The 18,275-nt window shown below is 50.0% G+C and carries 7 protein-coding genes and 1 pseudogene; 1 reads left to right on the top strand and 7 read right to left on the bottom strand.

Annotated features, from left to right (window positions below):
* Positions 1 to 961: 961 nt before the first annotated feature.
* The 7 genes and pseudogenes from J4G78_RS08070 to J4G78_RS18390 form a co-directional block, all read right to left on the bottom strand.
* Entirely contained in the window at positions 962 to 2,191 is a 1,230-nt protein-coding gene (locus J4G78_RS08070) for a PQQ-dependent sugar dehydrogenase (protein WP_243457273.1), read from the bottom strand.
* 1,585 nt (positions 2,192 to 3,776) lie between these two features.
* Positions 3,777 to 6,455 (bottom strand): zinc-dependent metalloprotease, encoded by a 2,679-nt coding sequence (locus J4G78_RS08065; RefSeq protein WP_207989954.1) that lies wholly within the window; start codon positions 6,453 to 6,455, stop codon positions 3,777 to 3,779.
* Between the two features lie 90 nt (positions 6,456 to 6,545).
* Positions 6,546 to 10,103 (bottom strand): TonB-dependent receptor, encoded by a 3,558-nt coding sequence (locus J4G78_RS08060; protein WP_207989952.1) that lies wholly within the window; start codon positions 10,101 to 10,103, stop codon positions 6,546 to 6,548.
* A gap of 89 nt (positions 10,104 to 10,192) precedes the next feature.
* Positions 10,193 to 11,242 carry a FecR family protein gene (locus tag J4G78_RS08055; protein WP_207989950.1) on the bottom strand — a complete coding sequence of 350 codons (1,050 nt, stop codon included), beginning with the start codon at positions 11,240 to 11,242 and terminating at the stop codon, positions 10,193 to 10,195.
* A complete protein-coding gene (locus J4G78_RS08050) occupies positions 11,239 to 11,748 on the bottom strand; it encodes an RNA polymerase sigma factor (RefSeq protein WP_207989948.1) in 510 nt (169 codons plus the stop codon). The genes J4G78_RS08055 and J4G78_RS08050 overlap by 4 nt, the downstream gene beginning before the upstream one ends.
* Before the next feature lie 1,278 nt (positions 11,749 to 13,026).
* A complete protein-coding gene (locus J4G78_RS08045; protein ID WP_375140355.1) occupies positions 13,027 to 13,680 on the bottom strand; it encodes a hypothetical protein in 654 nt (217 codons plus the stop codon).
* 1,067 nt (positions 13,681 to 14,747) lie between these two features.
* A pseudogene (locus tag J4G78_RS18390) lies at positions 14,748 to 15,776 on the bottom strand (hypothetical protein); the annotation flags it as partial.
* Between the two features lie 521 nt (positions 15,777 to 16,297).
* Here J4G78_RS18390 and J4G78_RS08035 point away from each other — a divergent pair.
* The gene (locus tag J4G78_RS08035; protein ID WP_207989944.1) at positions 16,298 to 18,052 is read left to right on the top strand and encodes a helix-turn-helix domain-containing protein; all 1,755 of its coding nucleotides are present in this window, start codon (positions 16,298 to 16,300) and stop codon (positions 18,050 to 18,052) included.
* The last annotated feature ends 223 nt before the right edge of the window (positions 18,053 to 18,275 follow it).

Below are 18,275 nucleotides of genomic sequence, written 5' to 3'. Positions count from 1 at the left end.
GCGATTATATCAAGACAGTTTGTTACGGGCGTTTTGCCCAAATTGGGATTGCTACCAAATCTAAGCTGAAATAATTGCCTAAAGATCACAATATCTTGGGAGTGGAATGTCCGTCGTCAGATAATTATTGCCAGTGCGTTGTGCCAATAAATATCCTATGTCCGCTTCTGCCCGTAGCGAGCTTTATTCTAACACCTCCAATTAGTTCCCTAATGATCTAAATGACGAATGGCTCTGAGAATGACAATTCTCGATGCTTCGTTCTTCGACGCCATTCCCCAATTATCTTGGAATCCTCTTTGGTCGATTAGACATGCTCCCCAGAAACATAGCGCGCCCGACTCTGAGGCTGATCGAATAACTATATCAACGACACAGACATCACTAAACGACAGCGAAAGCGGGTTGTGCTCACGTCGAGGATGTACCATTCCCACCCATTAAGCACATGACCCGCCTTGCGCGAATCTTTGTATACCGATTTCGACGTCGACCGGTCCGAACTATGCGCGTTCGACTAGAAAAACCTCGATATTTTCGCGTACAAAAGAAAATGGTGGCGTTCCGGCTTGCAATAATGCTGTCTGTTCCAGTTTAATCCATTGAGAAGAGTATCGGTGTATTAACCATCCAACATACTTGTGAATCCGAACAAGAGCTTAAGCGCAAGTTCCAGATCCGCATTATAGGCTCTATGGATTTAGAAAGACGGAATATGAGGACCATTCTCCTCTTTATGGCTTTAGTTCGGGTAGGAAAACGCCAGCTGTGAAAAGCCCCGGTTTTCTGACGGACCGCATTAGCGGCGAGGTGGAGCCATTTGCCCGGCAAACTGAATGTTCCCCGGCAGCGATCAATAGACAGATAATGATTATGTAGCTGGATGCGAGCTGCTCACACGGCGCTATAATCGTTCCTTCCGCAATATCGCCATCCTCGCGTCATTTGGGAACTGCTCAGTTTAACTTGGTGTCAACTTGAGCAATCGCCCATTATCACCATCTTCGATCACGTAGACATTTCCGTTGGGCCCCTGAGCAATGTCGCGCAGCCGATTGTTGAAAGCGAACCTCCCCGCTTCAGTGGCAGTGTTTCCGCTAATTTTGACCTGGATGATGGCCTTGGACTTTAGACCCGCAATCAGTGCGTCTCCCCGCCAGGGATTGAAGACTGTACCTGTATAGAAAATGAAATCGCCTGGCGCGATCGCTGGAGTCCAGCTCAATGTCGGAGCCTTGAAGTCGGGGCGCGAGCTGTGGGAAGGTATTGCGCGGCCGTCATAATGTTCACCCTCCGAAACGATCGGCCAGCCGTAATTGGCACCGGATTCCACGTTGTTGAATTCGTCGCCCCCTCTCGGTCCGTGCTCTGCGGCCCACAAGCTGCCGTTTGGCGCGAATTGCAGACCGAGGACATTGCGGTGCCCAAACGACCAGATCTGGTTGGCGGGACCACCGCGATTGGCAAAGGGATTTCCCGTTGCCGGGCTCCCATCAAGATTCAGACGCACAATAGTACCAAGAGTGTTGCCATTGTCTTGCGCCGGGGTCTGCTTCTGACGGTCTCCGCTACTTACGAACAGATATTTTTCATCCGGCGAGACGGCGATCTTGTGAGAATAGTGACCGGCGCCGTCCACTTTCGGCTCTTGTTGCCAGATGACGGTGAGCGCTTCAATCTTGCAGGCCATGGTCTGGTCGCAAACCAGGGTTCCTCGTCCTACTGCCGCGCCACGTGTGTCGCCGCTGCCAGCCTCAGCCCAGCTCAGATAGATTGTACGGCGGCCCAGCGAACTCGCAGCCTCTGAGGGAAGAAAGGCGATATCGCCCAGTCCACCTTGTCCACCGAAATCGACATTGGGCATCCCCGACACGTTTCCAGTCTGACCGCTCTTGATGTCGACGAACTTCATCGTGCCAGCTTTTTCGCTGATAAAAGCGAACGAGGTACCGGGAGCAAACGAAATGGCCCATGGGCTAGCAAAGGTTCCGATAGGTTCCTTTTGCAACACAAGGGGGGCGTTGGGTTTTGGCGGTGTTGGTGCCGGTGTTGGTGTCGGTGTAGGACTGGGCGTAGGAGACGGGGTGCTAGGGAGAGTTACGCCGCCTGTCGGCGCGGTCCTGTCACTTCCAGAAGAATCGCCGCCACACGCAGCCAAGCCAATGGCAAGAAACGAAGGGAGAGCGATCAATTGAAATTTCCTGAAAATCATTTTTCGACACCTTAATTTTTGGACCAGTTGCAAGCGATCATGATCGGACATCTTAACACAAAAGGGTGCTACCTTAATGCTTGAACAGCGAAAGGACTAAGGAGAAAGGTTTGCGAGTCTGGTTTGAATCGAGAGAGCCTTCGACGCTCACATAAGAGCCCCCAGAATGTTTATCACTGTTGCTCTGCGCCGAGGTTGCAGCAGGAACCGCGAGCAAGCTGACCGTCATCGGTGTAGCGGACGACTTCATGGAATTTTGTCCTTCGAAGCTAATTCACAAACAGTCCGACCGAATCGTAACCGCTGGAAATCAAATCGCTGCTTTCAGTCGAGATTAGATCGAGATTGTGTGGAGGATTTATGGAGACTGGAAGGCGCGACGAAACACGCTTTTCCATGATTGGGACATTCGCAACCTTGCTGCACAGAACGCAAAAAATCGGGACGGGAAGTGTTTCGCACTTGCCAACTTGCCCGTACAGCGTTCGGAGCCAGAACCATTCATTGCTACTCGGATTGTCTGTTATCAGATAATTTGAGACAGATGCGGCTTTCATTCTGTTGAGCGTTTGGCAATATCAATCAACCAGATAAAACCGTTTTCTAATATTCGCCTCGGGAATAAGTTTTCAAAGCATAGTGTTATTGACCCTTAGCTCGCCGCCAAGGATTAGTTGGATTTGGGATACAGCCTTTTCTGTAACCCTAAGGTCTTGATCGACGCTGGTTTCAGAACTTCCGATTGTGATCAAATTGCGATTTGAAAGTATAGATAAGATGCGATCTAGATTTGTTGGGCACCGCATAACTCTCTCTAGGGTTGTTCTTCGCACAATCTGCTTCACATCCCGATTAATGTATAGCTTTAACAAAACGTGCCAAGTGTCGTCGCCAAGAGCAGATATGTCATAACCCAGTGTCTGGTTTCGCTTTTCGGCGATTGCTAAAAGATTGTTTGCAGCATCAATACAGTGCATATGCGCCTCCGTCTACTTCTCTACAACAATGCTCGTGGCCACTATGGGCACAAGAGCGGGCATATACATGTTAGAATATTCTCGTGATTGACTGCGAAGGCCCGAAAGAAACCCTGTCTTTATGTTGATCGCTTCTAGGCAAGCTCTTTCCTTTTCGAAAATTTTCCGCACATGCTTCCCATATGATTCTATTTTGGTCACCAAGAGCAAATGTTCTGGCCTTAGCCAAGCATGCTTTTGCAGCGTCGTGTCGGTCCGGATAGCGATAATAAATTAATGTCAGTTCTTTCAATAGACCGTCCGAAAACCGCTTTGAAGCGGTTCCAGAATTGATTGGCAGATCACGATAGAAATCGCTGCAATTCATCAAACATATCCTTCTTGTCGAAACAAAATCACGATAATTTTGAGCATCTTCAACATTCAACCAAAGAGGCAGGAAGCATATTAGGGATTGCTTCCTGCCTCCATAGCTGACCGATTGGTTGCGATCCGCACGGCCAGCCCCCTGTTCAGAAGATCTGCCGGGAGCAGATCTTCTGAATCTCATCGACTTTCAAACAGCCAATTTTCTGTGCGGCTTTCATTCAATCTCCGTCCAATGCTGTTTTGATTATTTGACGCAGATACTCTCGGTGAGTGCGCGTTGACGGATCACCGCTGCGCGCCTTGCTTCGCATCATCTTGTCGATTTTGGTTACTTGCCCGTAGGTGCCAGCAATAACGGCTTCATAACCAGACTTCTTCTCAACGATGTTGAGGAGTTTATTGACATATGCCGTCTGCAAATTCTGACGGTAAATATTGACTGGTCCACGCATATCCGCTTCGAATATCGCGCTGGTCAAATCATCAAGCATGATATCAAACGTATAGCCGTTGCCATATTGCGCTGAATCGATGATCCGGCTGAGAACCTTTTGATGGAGCAAATAGTCCAGTACGCTTGATTGAATCTGTAAAGCGTCAGAATGGACCTCTGGTGTTTCTATGCCGCTCTGACCACGACGTTGCGGCATCAGATAAGGCAATAAATTTTCAGGTAGTTGCAAGGCATTTGGCGCGAAAATATGCTGAGCTAACATCGCCATGGCATATTTCTGTTCTTCTAAAGGAACAGGAACGAAGGGGTTGGGACCGACTGCGCTTTGCCCCTTAGGACTGCGATCGATATAGACGCCGCCAACATAGCGTGAGATCGTGGCAGCATGCTGCCGATAGATCGTGTGCAAGATATTATTAGCACGCACCAATGCGTCCCATGGCTCGCCTGGCTTTATGAGTTTGTCGACCAACGTTTTGCGCGCCTCATCAATCAATTGCATCTGACCGACGGCAAACAGAACGGGCTGAGATGACATATCAAAAGCCATAATCCTTGGATCAGCACCGCGAGCCGGCGTCCGCATGGCATCCATGTCATTACCGAAAAGAAGGCCACTGCTGCCCGATTTTGCAAGATGCTCCGCACGATAGGCCGCATCCCTCATCCGTTCATCATAGCCAAATCTAATCGCCCAATAGTCATATGGGCCGGGTCCGCTTGGAAAATAGGACATATCGGCATTTTGCTCTGGCAGGATATTAGGAGCAGGATAATCCATGACCGAACCCGAAGTCGGGTGGTTTTTCTCTCGTTCACCAATTGACGTATCCATTTTTGTCAGCTCTTCAACACTGCGATAATAGGATGCTTTCATATTGTGCGTCAGGCCAAGCGTATGGCCGATTTCATGCATCACGATATAACGGAGACTGTCTTTGATGATGCGATCCATCGGGTCGCCGTCATCCCCTTTGCCAGCCGCTCCCTTGGTTAAAGCGATAAGGTGCGCAAAATCTTGCACCTGCAGCAGCGCATGAGAGAAAAGATTTTTCTCATTGCCAAGCTCCTCGATCAATTGCTCAGGCAAATGCTCGGGTAATTCTACGCCAGACATTGTTGCGGCCTTTCCGCTGCGATTAAAAATACCGTTGAGCATCTTGTTGCGACGGACATGATTATGTTCGATTACAATATTCGCGGCCAATATTTCGCCGGTACGTGGATTGACGATTGACGGGCCATAGCCACTATACAGAGGATTGGGAGACGAAACCCATTGGATGACATTATAACGTATATCGCCCGCGTCCCATGTCGCATCATCGGGCTGCACCTTGATCTCTATCGCATTTTTAATCCCTGCGGCTTCAAAAACGGGGTTCCAACTTAATCCAGCCTCGCGGATAGTATCGCGATATTCATGCGGCGTCGTATTTTCTATCCAGTAAGTGATCGGTTTGACAGGCTCAGAAATTGCGGCTTCGGGCTGTTTTTTCTCTAACCGCCAGCGACGGATCCGATCTTCATAGGGTATATCCTTTGTTGTGCTTAAATTTGTGCGCCGGACCGTAAAATAGCCGATCCTTGCATCTTCTTGTTTCGGTTCAAATCCTTTGGGCGGCATGCGCGCAAAACTATGTTGGACAATTACGCTGGTTGGCGGGGCCCCTTTCGAAAAATCAAATATATATTCCGACAGTATCTCTGAGTTTTCCGGATAGTTACGGACCAGTTGGATATTGGATTTCTGTTTGTTTAGTTTTGGCACGATCCCGATGATTGAGAGCAGTGCAGAGGCCTCACCGATGCGGAACAGATCTTTGCCTTTAAACAATCCGTTTGCTGACACGATAAAGCGTGTGTCGTTTTTGTTTTTTGCGACAATGCTAAGCGTGGCCATCACGGAATCAGGGATATTGGTGCGTCCGCCAAGTCCCAGAGTGCTGTCTTCATCATATACATAACCGGTGTTACGCTGGATGATGTCGATGCTTTTGTAACGCCTGCGCATTGAGATAACATAATTGTCGAGCATGTCCCCAGCAGAGCGCAAGCCAGTCAGCCTTCCCAGAAACCCACTAACGCCACTGTGCACATAATTATGATAAATATATTCCGGTCCGAGTTGCTCGGCGGTAACCTCCATGTAGACAATACCGGTCTCTTGGTCCCTGTAAAACGAGAAAAGGCCGGATATCCGTTTCTTTCCTTTAATAAACTCAGCGATCGTCTTGATCTTGGGCTTCTTCTTTTCTTTTTTCTCTCCGTCCTCTGCGCCATCTTCATTTTCGCAATCGTCGCCGACACATTCTTCATCATCGTCCTGTTGCAAGGGCGCGGCGTCATTTGTTTCAATATCGGGAGCCGCTATTGCCGCGACAGGCACGATAAGCACCGACCAAAAGGCTATGGTAGAAAACACGCGAAACAACAGGATCATATTCTAAGCCTTGTGATAAAATCGGGGAGAGGGAAAATTAATCATGTATAAATTAGGACGCGTAAGTTTCAGTTATCCGTAAAAATTGCATCAGAATCTTCCTTTGATGCCCATTGTAAACGTGCGACCACCGTTAAATTGCAATGAGTCAGAAAAGAAATAACGCGCATCTTTCCGATCCGGATTTGACCCTGTTCCAGAGCGAATATCCGGATCATGGGGACCATGTAAGAGATCATCCCCTTCGAAGAAAATCGTCCATCCGCTACCACCCTTATCGAAGGTGTAGGAAAGCCTCAGGTCAAGAGTGGAATAGGCTGGTACGATCTGGTTGAGATCATGAACATTATAACTACTCACCGCTTCGGTTTGGTGCGTGTAAATCACCCTTCCATCGAAACCGCCCCGCGCATAGTTGAGCGAGAGGTTGTAAACCCACGCCGCTTGGTCCTCCAGTGGCAGGTCGAGCAAAAATTGCTTGAACCGGCGGTTTTCATCGACACCGTTGAGCAAGGTAGGAAAATCGCTGGTCGTGTATGTAACATTCCCGAGGACTCCAAAGTCTTTCAAAAAGCCCGGGAGGAAATCAAGCTGACGGATCAACTCCAGTTCGAAGCCATAAATTGAACCGCCTACACCATTTTCTGGTCGTTCGAGCAGGTAAACAGCATCATCGTCAAATGTCAGGAGGTCGGGCCGCGTAGCCGCTAGCGGCTCTAAATAATCGAGCACACGCTGTCTGACATCTGCATTTTCGCTTTCTGTCGATACGACATCAGTAAAGTTGTTGCTGATCTTTTTGTAGAAGAGCGAGGCTCGAATTAAGCCGGGACTGTCCTGAAAATAATAGGCGATATCGAGATCGAAATTATCGGTTACACTTGGAACAAGATCGGGATTCGATTCCCTAATGCGAATTTGATCTGTGATTGCTGAACGAATATCAAGTTGATAGGTTGTTGGTCTTCTCAATAACAGAAAGCTGGGATTAATGGTCGAGCGGAAATATCCAAACCGTGCGACAATATTGTCTGTTGGGCGATAATTGACCAATATGCTGGGCGTCCAAGTCCGTTGAGTGCCAGCCAGATCATTAAAGTCGATAAGACCTTGGTCAAAGAAGGTTATACGCGGTTCCTGAAAATCATTGTCGGTCCTTATGGATGGTGTGACTATAGTAGTGCCGGTGCGTGTCACCTGTTCCATGCGAACACCGCCAACTGCATCAAAATCACCGAAGTTAATTTTTGTTTCGAAAAATGCAGCGATGCGCTCTTCTTTGGATTTAGCTGGTTTAAGTCCAAGGCTTTCCAGAAACGGATTAAGCTCCGTAAAGTCACGAAAGCGGAAGCGTTCTTCATTTACTCCGGTATTGGGGTCATCAACGAGAAAACGGTCCAGTCCGCTAAATATGTCTTCAACCGAACTGCCGGGCAAGAAAGAGACGATCAAATCATCAGCCCCGATATCTGACAGTGAGCCGGTATCGAACAGGGAAATGCCGATATCGGACAATGGTGTGTTACGGCCAAATATCCGCTTATATTCCTGTGATTTTTTCAAATTACCGATGCTGGAAGTAGGCCTGTCATCGGCTGCTTTGCGGATACTTAGATTATATTTACCTCCGACCTTCAGATAGTCGATAACACCTATATCTGGTTCATATGTGGCGGTAAACTCGCCGATATAAGCATCCGTAGGGCTGTTGGAAAAAGAACGATTCGCACTTCGCACGACATATTTTTCAGCATTGATGAGCGAGTCATAGCCTGCCTCGGTTAGTGATGGAATAATAAGGCCATTGGATAGTGTTACGAATCCGCCGTCGACATATTTGGGTGTCATAGCGGCGTTATCCTGAGTATTGATAACTGCTGTTGCTGGATTGATAATAATGTCCAGATCACCGGACCTGATTATGTCGCCTTCTAGAAAAATGACCGTATTGTCGGTTTTCGTGCGCGATCCACTATAGCCAAGCTTATAGTCTAATTGCAGGCGATCCAGTACCGTCTCGCCCCTAAAACTGATAATATTGCTGTTCAGACGCTGGTCGGTATTGCGCAATGTATTGGTTGGTCGCCAACTGTCGTAGGTATTGCGCCGTCTCACTTCTCCATCCAGTTCAGGAACGAAAACATCCCGGCGGAACGTATTATATGATGCATTAACCTGCGACTGTTCAAACACTGAATTTCGCATGTTGCGCTGCAAATCGAGTCTTAGTTGCGTATGATCAGCAATATCCCAAGCGAGGTTCACTGATGCTGTCAGCGTTTCTTCATCTCGGTTCCGGCGGGAAAAGCGGCTACCGGCGATCAAGCGATCTTCGAATTCAGGTTCAAAGGGGAAGTTTTCTTCACCGTTAATTTGTGAAATGGCAGTGAAACCGGCAGGTAAAACATTAGGTATTCGATCAGAAATGCTGACATCGTAGTTCTGCCGGTCGGTTTTGCGATATTGAATACTACCTACAATGCCAAAATTATTCGTGATTTTTTTGGCCATCGTGGCATTGACCTGATATTCACCACCATAAGATGCAATCGTATTTGTTTCTCCTTCAACACTAAAGTTGAAAGCGAAATCGCCATAATCTAGACCCGATTTGGTTTCTATCTCAATCAACCCGCCGGAACCGCTCGCCTCGTGGCTCGGGAGCAATGATTTCTGGATTCTGATTTCAGAAATATTATCGGTTAAAAATCCACTTAGATCGATGGTTCGATCGAGATTACTTCCTTGAAGATCCAGACCGTTTAGTTGAACCTGAATCGCCTCGGAACTGAACCCGCGTACTAGGATACGCGATCCCTCTCCTGTCGCATCGTCACGGCCAAAGGCAACGCCTGGAACCCGGCGCAATGCTTCGGATACAGTTTCCGCTGGAAAACCACCGAGCAGGTCCGAAGAAACGATAGTCGCGCTATTGTCAGCGTTTTTCTGTTTATTCAACGCCTGCTGGATAGAACTGCGATATCCGAAAACAACGATATCGTCGGTAATTTCGCCAAGTACGATATTAGCTGTTTGTCGTGAGCCCGCGGATACCGAAACATTCACTGTCGTTACCGACTCACCCAGATATTCAACACGGACAACACGCCTGCCACGCGGGACAGCGGGGAAATAATACTGACCGCGATCATCCGTAACAGTCTCCAGATCCGTTCCTTGAATACGGACCAACGCCCCCGCCAGCGCAGAACCTGTGGTTCTGTTGACCACCGTACCGGACACAATACCCGTTGGGCTATCATTTGTCGGAGCTTCCGAAATAACCGGACCACTAACAGCTTGGGAAGCTGGCGTTGCCGTCAATTGGCGAACGATGAACACTCCAGATTGCCCCTGTCGGACGGAAAGTGCTGTACCGGCGAGCAATTTGTTAAGTGCGGTCCGAGCTGTGTAACTGCCCTTCAAAGCCTTAGCGCGCTTGCCGCGCACATCCGCATCGTCGAACAAGATTTGTTGCCTGGCGGTTTTTGCGAATGCTCTGAGCGCCGGCCCCAATTCCTGGCTGGGGATATCAAATGTATAGGTTTGTTGCTGAGCATAAGCTGGAACGCTTTGTGCAAATATCACCAAGGCTGCAGACGCTACACTGCCAGATAAAAAACTGGTTCGAAAGGCTCTGAAGTTCATTTTGGTTCCCCCCAAAATTGCCACCATCAATTGGCGATCATAAAAGGTAGGACGCACAGACAGCGCAATCGGACAGCACCAAAATGCAATTATTTTGCAGTTTTACCGCTTTTCAATGTCAACCGCCCCGTTTCCCGCACTGCTTTGACGTCATGCAACGCTGTAACGGCTTCAACAAACGCCTCGGTATCGCCTGCGGTAAACACACCATTTAATCGAATATTTGCGGCCGATTGATCACCCACGATAAGTGTCTGATCTGAATATCTGTTGATGCGTTCGACTGCGGAGCTAAGACGTTCATTATCAAAACTGATCTGACCTGCCTCCCAGGACAATGACCGCTCTACATCTATTGGGGCGATATCAGCAGTGGATGAAGATAGAGGTGCAACAAGCTCACTGCCGGGCACCAATATATTATCTGACTGAAGCCTAGTTTTATTAATTGCAATCGGGCGTGCTTTCGCCGTGCCGTCTACTTGATCCAGTATCTCAACACTGCCTTCATAAAGGACAACACGTGCCTGTTCGCTCAGTAACTCGACACTGAAAGACGTGCCGGTGGCGACGACAATTTTATTGCCGGCAGCAACGCTGAACGGCCGCAATGAATCTTTAGCCACATCGAATTTTGCGCGGCCTGTCAGCAGTCTTAATTCTCGACCATCATCAGTCATTCGCGCCTCGACGCTGGTCAAAGCGTCTAAAGAGAGTTTTGACCCGTCTTCCAGTGCGATCACCTGGCGTTCACCAGTGCCGGTCTCGTAAATCTGGGTCGGCGTATAAAACAGCATCACACCCGTTAAAATAGCGATGAGCATCGCAGCCACCAGACCGGCTGGCCAGCGCCAATGATCAAGAATGCCGCGCGCCCAACGGCGACTATTGGCGTGGCGTAGGCTCTGCAAAGCTTGTGAACGAATATGGATCAGTTCTGGACGCTCTGCAGCTTCATCCGCGCTTTGCCAAATCACCAGCGCCTCCCGAAACGCTCTGGCATTAAGAGGTTCTGCATACCAATTATCGAACGTTTGCCGTTCTTCATCCGACAGGCTATCTTCGGCTAACCTCAGGCACCAAATGGCGGCTTGCTCATCCTCATTCATAAAATCATCATTGGCGATATATCCGGTCATCGGCTGTCCCTCGTCCGCGCCATGAGGAACACCATTGCTTTCGTCACATGCTTTTTGACGGCACTTTTTGAAATACCAAAGCTCTCGGCAATGAGATCGAGACTCATATTTTCTATACGATAGAGCGTAAAAATATTGCGGGTCCTTTCGGGTAAATCTTCCAAACCTTGAGCAAATAACGAAAGCGCATCTCTGCTGGCGATGATGCGATGCGGATCGAACGGTTCTATGCCATGGCCATCAAGACTGGCCGTTGTTTGGCGGTATTCTGAACGTATCTTTGAACGACGTGCACGATCACGCACAAGGTTACTCGCCACCTGAAACACATAAGCATCCGGCGACTTTGTTACTTCCTCGCTGCTCCCCAGCAGGCGGACAAACACCTCTTGCGTCAAATCCTCTGCTTCGGCATGATTCCGAACACGTCTAAGGAAAAATGACATCAGAGCGGGTCGCCACCGGCGACTAAACTGAACCTCGTCACTGATTTTTTCCGAACGCATCTGGTCGAAACCTCTTGCCTGATAAATCAATCATATCAGTGTTAGACGCACCGGACAGCCAATCGGACAGTAATTTCTATTCAGCTCCGACTTCCACAGTCGATTTCGGTACAAGTCTATTTTCCATCAACAAGCAATCAAATAGGAATACAAACTCACTGCCAAGCACCCCCGAGTCTACTATTGACACAAAAAAGCTGAGGTCGACTTCTATCTAAAACCAATCGATTACGAATCAAGAAATCACTGTTTCGATGGCAGCTGGTCAGTCATTTAGCCCTGCGACATCAGAAGCTCCAAACGGCAAGACTTCCCAATTGCGCCGAGGTCAATCCCTTCGGCGATTGTATGATTTTATGGACAGTACCGCCAACTCTTGAGGCGGGGAGCGGGTAAGTTAGATTATAAATTTTCGATCCCTGTAGCGGCTTGGCCAAGAAAATCGGTCTTGGAAAGCATCGCTCGACATGATTTGAAACTAGAATACCCCAAGCAAATGGGGGATTGGTTTGGCGGTATTTTTTGGAAGTCATACGCATGTTCTCTTTAAAGAGCATACAACAGAACAAGCCGCCAAACGATTGTAAGTCCAAAAATTTTTGTGATGTACAGCGCATTGTTCTATTAGGTTTCCAGAGGAATAATTCACGCGCAATCTTTATTTGGTTCACCAGTTTAGTAAGGAACTGAGCAAACTGTTCAGTGCCCAACGCTGCCGCGACGGATGTGAGTTGAAAGAAGTTGTAGCATAATCCCACCTGAGAACTGGTTGTTCAAAAGAATATATTTACGGATGGATGGTCAGAGGAATGAGATATCCCGCCACGGAGAAACTGGAGATTGTCAACTGGTCGAACGCTCCCACCTATCAGTCAAACAAAAGTTGGACAGACTGGGCCATTGCCTGGTCTAACTTTTACGGCTGATATGATCTGCACCAGTGCTTCGATAAGGATCCACTCGGCATACCCTAAACAACGGCTCTTCCTTCATTGTAAGATAGGAGACATTCCTATTGGATAACGGGCGTCATCATCCAACTCTTAGTCCTCATAAGCTCTCAATGAACGCCGTTCTCCACATCATCAACACGAACGTTATCCAAACCATGAACAAAGACATGAAGGTGCTGATCTCTCGAGGTTAAAATTCTCCGGCGATGCCCACTTTGGCTGCGGTGTTTTTTCCGCCCGCAAATGATACGCCGCCAGTTAGCGCGAAGGGATTGTCGGTATCAAGCCGATGTGCGACCGAAAAACTGAAACCGACTTCCCCGCGTTAGGCGGCTCCGTTGGCGGTGTAGCTGGTCTTGCCGGGCGCCGAGGGAAACGGTGCCGTGGTCAGTGCGATCGCAGCAACTATACCCCGGTTGGTTTCGCGTCGTTCAATCTTTGCAAGATCAAAAAGCTTTGTCACTTGCCCTTCCAATGCCATTATGCGGTTTCCGACGCTCAGCAGCCCCCGAACATCAATATTCATTGCGCCCAGATTGCCTTGGGCATCGGTGGTGATCAAACTTAACGGGCCTTGTTGTGCGGCCTGACTGGCTGATGAGGTAATACCGGCGATTTTGACCGTCGCCGCTTCCCCACCCAGAGCGATCAGATTATCATGATCCGCAACCGCATTTGGTCCAATGGCCACTGCACCATTACCATTGGCAGCAGAACCATTTCCCAATGCAACCGCACCATCACCATTGGCGATGTTGAGATTACCGATCGCTACAGCACCCGTGCCGGTGGCCCGGTTATCCGCGCCCAGTGCGACAGCCCCGGCGCCAGTAGCAAAATTGGGATCACCAATGGCAACCGCTCCGTTGCCAGAGGCGACATTACCTGCACCGATCGAAACAGCTTTACCATTGATGGCTTTTGCACCTGCGCCGATGGCGACGGATTCTTCCCCGCTGGCTTCGCTGCCTGTGCCCATCGCGATGGCATTTTGCCGCTGGCCTTTGCGCTTGGCCCGCTGCTGTTGCTGTCGAAATAGGCCAGTTCCTTGCTGTTGGCATCAGCTGTGGCCTGTGCCGTGTTCGCCGCCGCAAGCCCCTGGATGGCGTCCGCCTGGGCTTTTGCAGCCTCGGCTCGGGCGGTATCGGCGGTAATCTGCGCGGTATCTGCCTTGGCCATCGCTTGTATCGCATCGCCCTGCGCGGCCGCAGCTTCAGACCGAGCAGCATCAGCGGTTGTCTGGGCTTTATCGGCCTTGGCTTCTGCCACTTCCGCTTTTTGTTGTGCCGCGACAGCCCCCGATCCCGCCTGTTTTGCCGCCGCCTTTGCTTCCGCTGCCTCGGTTCGCGCCATATCCGCCGTGGACTGCGCAGAAGCCGCATTGGTAAGAGCCTCGTCCGCTCGGGCTTGGGCTGCGGCGGCTTCGCTGCGGGCGGTATGGGCGGTGGTTTGTGCTGCCGCTGCCTCTGTACGAGCCGTATTGGCGGTATTCTGTGCGTTATCCGCGGCGGTTTGGGCGCTATCTGCTGAGCTTTGGGCTCTGGCAGCATTGGAGACAGCTTGGTCTGCGGTTTGCTGGGCATTGTCCGCAGAGTTCTGAGCAGCTGCTGCTTCGGTCCGCGCAGTGTCGGCGCTATTCTTCGCCGCAGCCGCATCAGACACGCCCTTGTTTGCTGTATTTTGGGCAGCGGCCGCTTCGGTGCGCGCAGTATCGGCAGTGGTTTGCGCGCTGGCAGCATCGATTGCAGCCTGATCGGCTGAGTTTTGTGCGTTATTGGCACTATTCTGCGCAGCAGTGGCAGCGGCTGCGACGATATTCACCTGACCGACATTGGCGGCATCGGTATTTTGCGTGCCTGCCGCGACATTGACAATCTGTCGCTGCGCACCAGCAGTCCCGACGGAAACTGTGTTCTGCCGATCAGCCACCGATGCGGTGCCCAGCGCGACGGCATTGCTGGCCGATGCCAGCGCATCATTACCAAGCGCCACCGCACCGCTGTTCGATGCCGTCGCACCGGTGCCACTACCGTCAGCATCGGCCCCGATTGCAAGGCTATTGTCGCCAGTGGCTTGCGCGAAAACGCCCATCGCCGTGCTGCTGATCCCGTTTGCTTTGCTGGCCACGCCGACGGCGGTGCCGGCCTCACCGTTTGCCTCGCTGACAACGCCCACTGCTGTGCTCCTGAAATTGGTGGCGTTGGCGCGTCCGCCAATCGCGGTAGTATCCGCAGCGGTGGCGTTGCTTTCAAAACCCATGGCTGTGCCACCAAAACCGGTTGCCAAGCTGAAAGCACCGATGGCGGTGCTGGCTCCGTTATTGGCCCGGCTTGCCACGCCCACGGCCGTGGCAGCCTCGCCGGTCGCTTCGCTGACCACACCGACTGCCGTGCCTCTGAAGGCAGTTGCGCGGGCGCGTCCGCCAATTGCCGTGGTATCCGAAGCGATGGCGCCGCTTTCAAAACCCATGGCCGTGCTGCCGAAACCTGTGGCCTGGCTGTCGACACCGTTGGCCGTGCTGGCAAAAGCTGTGGCCTTGCTGGCCTTGCCGGTGGCTGTGCTGTTGTCACCGGTGGCTTCACTGAGATGACCGGTGGCCGTGCTGCTTTCACCACTTGCGGTGGTGTAGCTGCCGGTGGCTGTGCTGTTGCCACCGGTTGCGGAACTGACCGATCCCGTCACGGTGCTGTTCCCGCCGGTCGCCCTGCTAAAAGATCCCGTCGCGGTGCTGTTGTTGGCGTTCGCCGTTGCCAAGGATCCGGTTGCCGTGCTGGCATTGCCAGTCGCATTGCTAAAGGCACCAGAGGCAGTACTGTTGCTGGTCGTTGCCCGGCTATTTGATCCTACGGCAGTACTGGCGTTTCCCGCGGCCGTCGCATTGACGCCACAGGCAAGTTTATTATCATTGCCATCCGTATTAGCGCCGCCATCATTATCTGTTCCGGGATCAACTTCACCATTATTGTCCCGGTCGAGTAAACATGTTTCCGCCCATGCTGGACTGGCGACGACAAGGGCCGCTATACTTATGCTGAAGAAAAGGCTGTAACAAATGGCATTGAATGGACGAGGCATTATTTATTCCTTCGATATGAAACGCGGTCATCAAAATCCGGGCCTGCGGTTGGCGATCAAGGGGTAAAGTCAGATATCGGGTTTTGAACGTTTCGATAGGGCAGGGGCAGCGGCTTTTTTGACACGCAGCTGATAGGGGCAGGGCATATCATCGAGTCCTCGGATACAGTGCCCACGAAAAAACGGGCTTTCACATTTCATCTCATTGCCTGTATCCCCCCCATCAGCTGGTCCGCACCAAGCGCTAATGGGCTTGATCGGCGACGAATGAACTGAACGGATATCAACGTAAATATCAGCGCCGCTATGCCCTCAAGCGATGATATCGGCTGTTGAATGTTCGGTCTAAATTTGGAATAGCGTAACTTAACGTAACACGCTGTTTAAGAGGCGACTGCGAAATTGTCCGATAAGCGCTCAATTTTGTCCGAAATCTACAAAACCGTTACGAAAAGTCAGTTCTTGAGCATAGCGACAAAGTTTTTAAGTTTGACCGTTTTCCAAGTAAGGCTATCATTGTCGTGATCCGATCGGGTGCGTTTTTACTGCTGGCAGCTGTGATATTTGGCCTAATTTCACCGGCCAACGCTCTCGCGGTCAAAGACTCCTGTGCTGATGCAGTCGCCCTTAAGAGTCCGATCAATATATTCTCAAAGGGTTATCTGGAACAAGCGGTACCGCTTCAAGCTGACTATTTCCTAAATGCAGGAGTTGCTCTCGGCGCAGATCAAATTGCCTCCCAGGAATTCGTATCATCTGCTTGCTCAAAAATATTCAAAGCGCCCGAAAGGGGTGGGGCTCTGTGGCTGCGATTCGAAGTAAAAAACGATCGCAATGATACACAAACAGCGTCTGTCGCTTTTATGGAAGGCATTTTTGATGATGTCACTTTGTTTGAGCATCGTGCGGATGGTATCACTGCAGTATCGAACGGCGGTCGCGGCACCGTAGATCACGAAAATGGTCTCATAACAGCGGTTTCGTTCAAGATTAAGGCTGGTGATACAAAGTTATTCTATATGCGGGTGTCGGGCGCTTACGCCCCCAATATCGTACCTATTATCATATCCGCGGAGCTTTTGCCCGACTGGACCGAACTTTTCACGATCATGTCTGCACTTCTGCTGGGTTTCAGCCTGCTCATGATCTTGTCGAGCTTGATTCTGTTCCGGCATATCGAAGCGCGCTTTTATCAATATTATACGATTTATATTGGTAGCCTTTTTATTTTTGCGCTGCTCTATCATGGTTGGCCAGCATTATTGTTCGATGTCTCAATACCATTGAAACAGTTTGAACCGCTTACCGAACTATTTTCCGGCATTGCCGTATTGGCTAATATTCAATATTGTCGGATCTTGCTAACGACCAACGAGACCGGCAACCATCTTGGGCAGCAATCGCGTTCACATATTTTTACGCTGCTCACCGTCATCGGAGTGATGGTGATTGCGCTTGCTATTGTCGATTCAAAGGGTGTTGCAACACCTTTGACCCTGTTTTTCTTTATCAGCCCGCTCATATTGCTGCTGGTCTCGATTCAGAAAATCAGAAAAGGCCTGAGGCAGGCGATACCGGTATGTGCGTCACTATTCTGTCTGTTTGTAGGCCTGTCTTTCATAAACTACTGCTTTTTCTTCCCGTTCCAACCAAGAGAGACAGATTCTGCTTCGCAGCTCATTTTGATGCACCCTTTGACTTTGAGCTATGCTTTTGCAATTTTGGGGGAAGGCCTCTTCATGATGGTAGCGATTTCCATCATGATGAATACGATGCAGAGCCAGCGAAAGGATGCAATTGCAGCAGCGATCCGGTTACAGAGTGAAATCCGGATGTCCGAGCTGGCGCATAGGGATGAGCAAAAGATAACAGGATTGCGGATTGAGACATTAAACGCTCTCTTGGCAGATAATCCTGAACGGTCAATTCCTTGCCCGGCAGAACAAAGTTTTTTGGACCGAGCCACCAAATGCGTGATCGATTCTATTCCGCAGAAGGGTTTTGGAGCGAGAGCATTGGCTCAGAAGCTGGGAGTCACGGAGAAAACTCTTGGTCGTCGGTTGCAGGCCTTACAGCCGCTTGCACCCGCCGCTTTCATTCGGTCCATACGTTTAAGCTATGCGCGTGACCTTATCCTGCTCCGGCAATATAATACGGTCACCGAAATTGCCAACGCATCGGGGTTTTCAAGTGTCAGCCACTTTACGAAATCTTATAGCAAAGAGTTTAATGAGACACCTAGCGAAGCCTTTAGGTCAATAAAAGCCGTAAGTTAAAGTCGTTCATATATAACACTCACAGGTTCTTTCGAATCCGCCATCCGCTTAAGGTTTCTTCCAGTGTGGTCGTGCGCCTGTAAACCAACTCATCGCCGGTCAAAACGGTTAGTGACTCGCGATCTTAATAATAGACCGGTCAAGCCTTTCGGACGCTACAATCATTGTTTAACTTTGAACCATCCGAGGCTTCTTCAACGGAAGCTTTGAGAGTTTTCGATAT

Source organism: Parasphingorhabdus cellanae, assembly GCF_017498565.1.
GTDB classification, from domain to species: Bacteria; Pseudomonadota; Alphaproteobacteria; order Sphingomonadales; family Sphingomonadaceae; genus Parasphingorhabdus; species Parasphingorhabdus cellanae.
The sequence above is the reverse complement of the archived record's forward strand: the minus strand, read 5'-3'. Positions and strand labels throughout refer to the sequence as shown.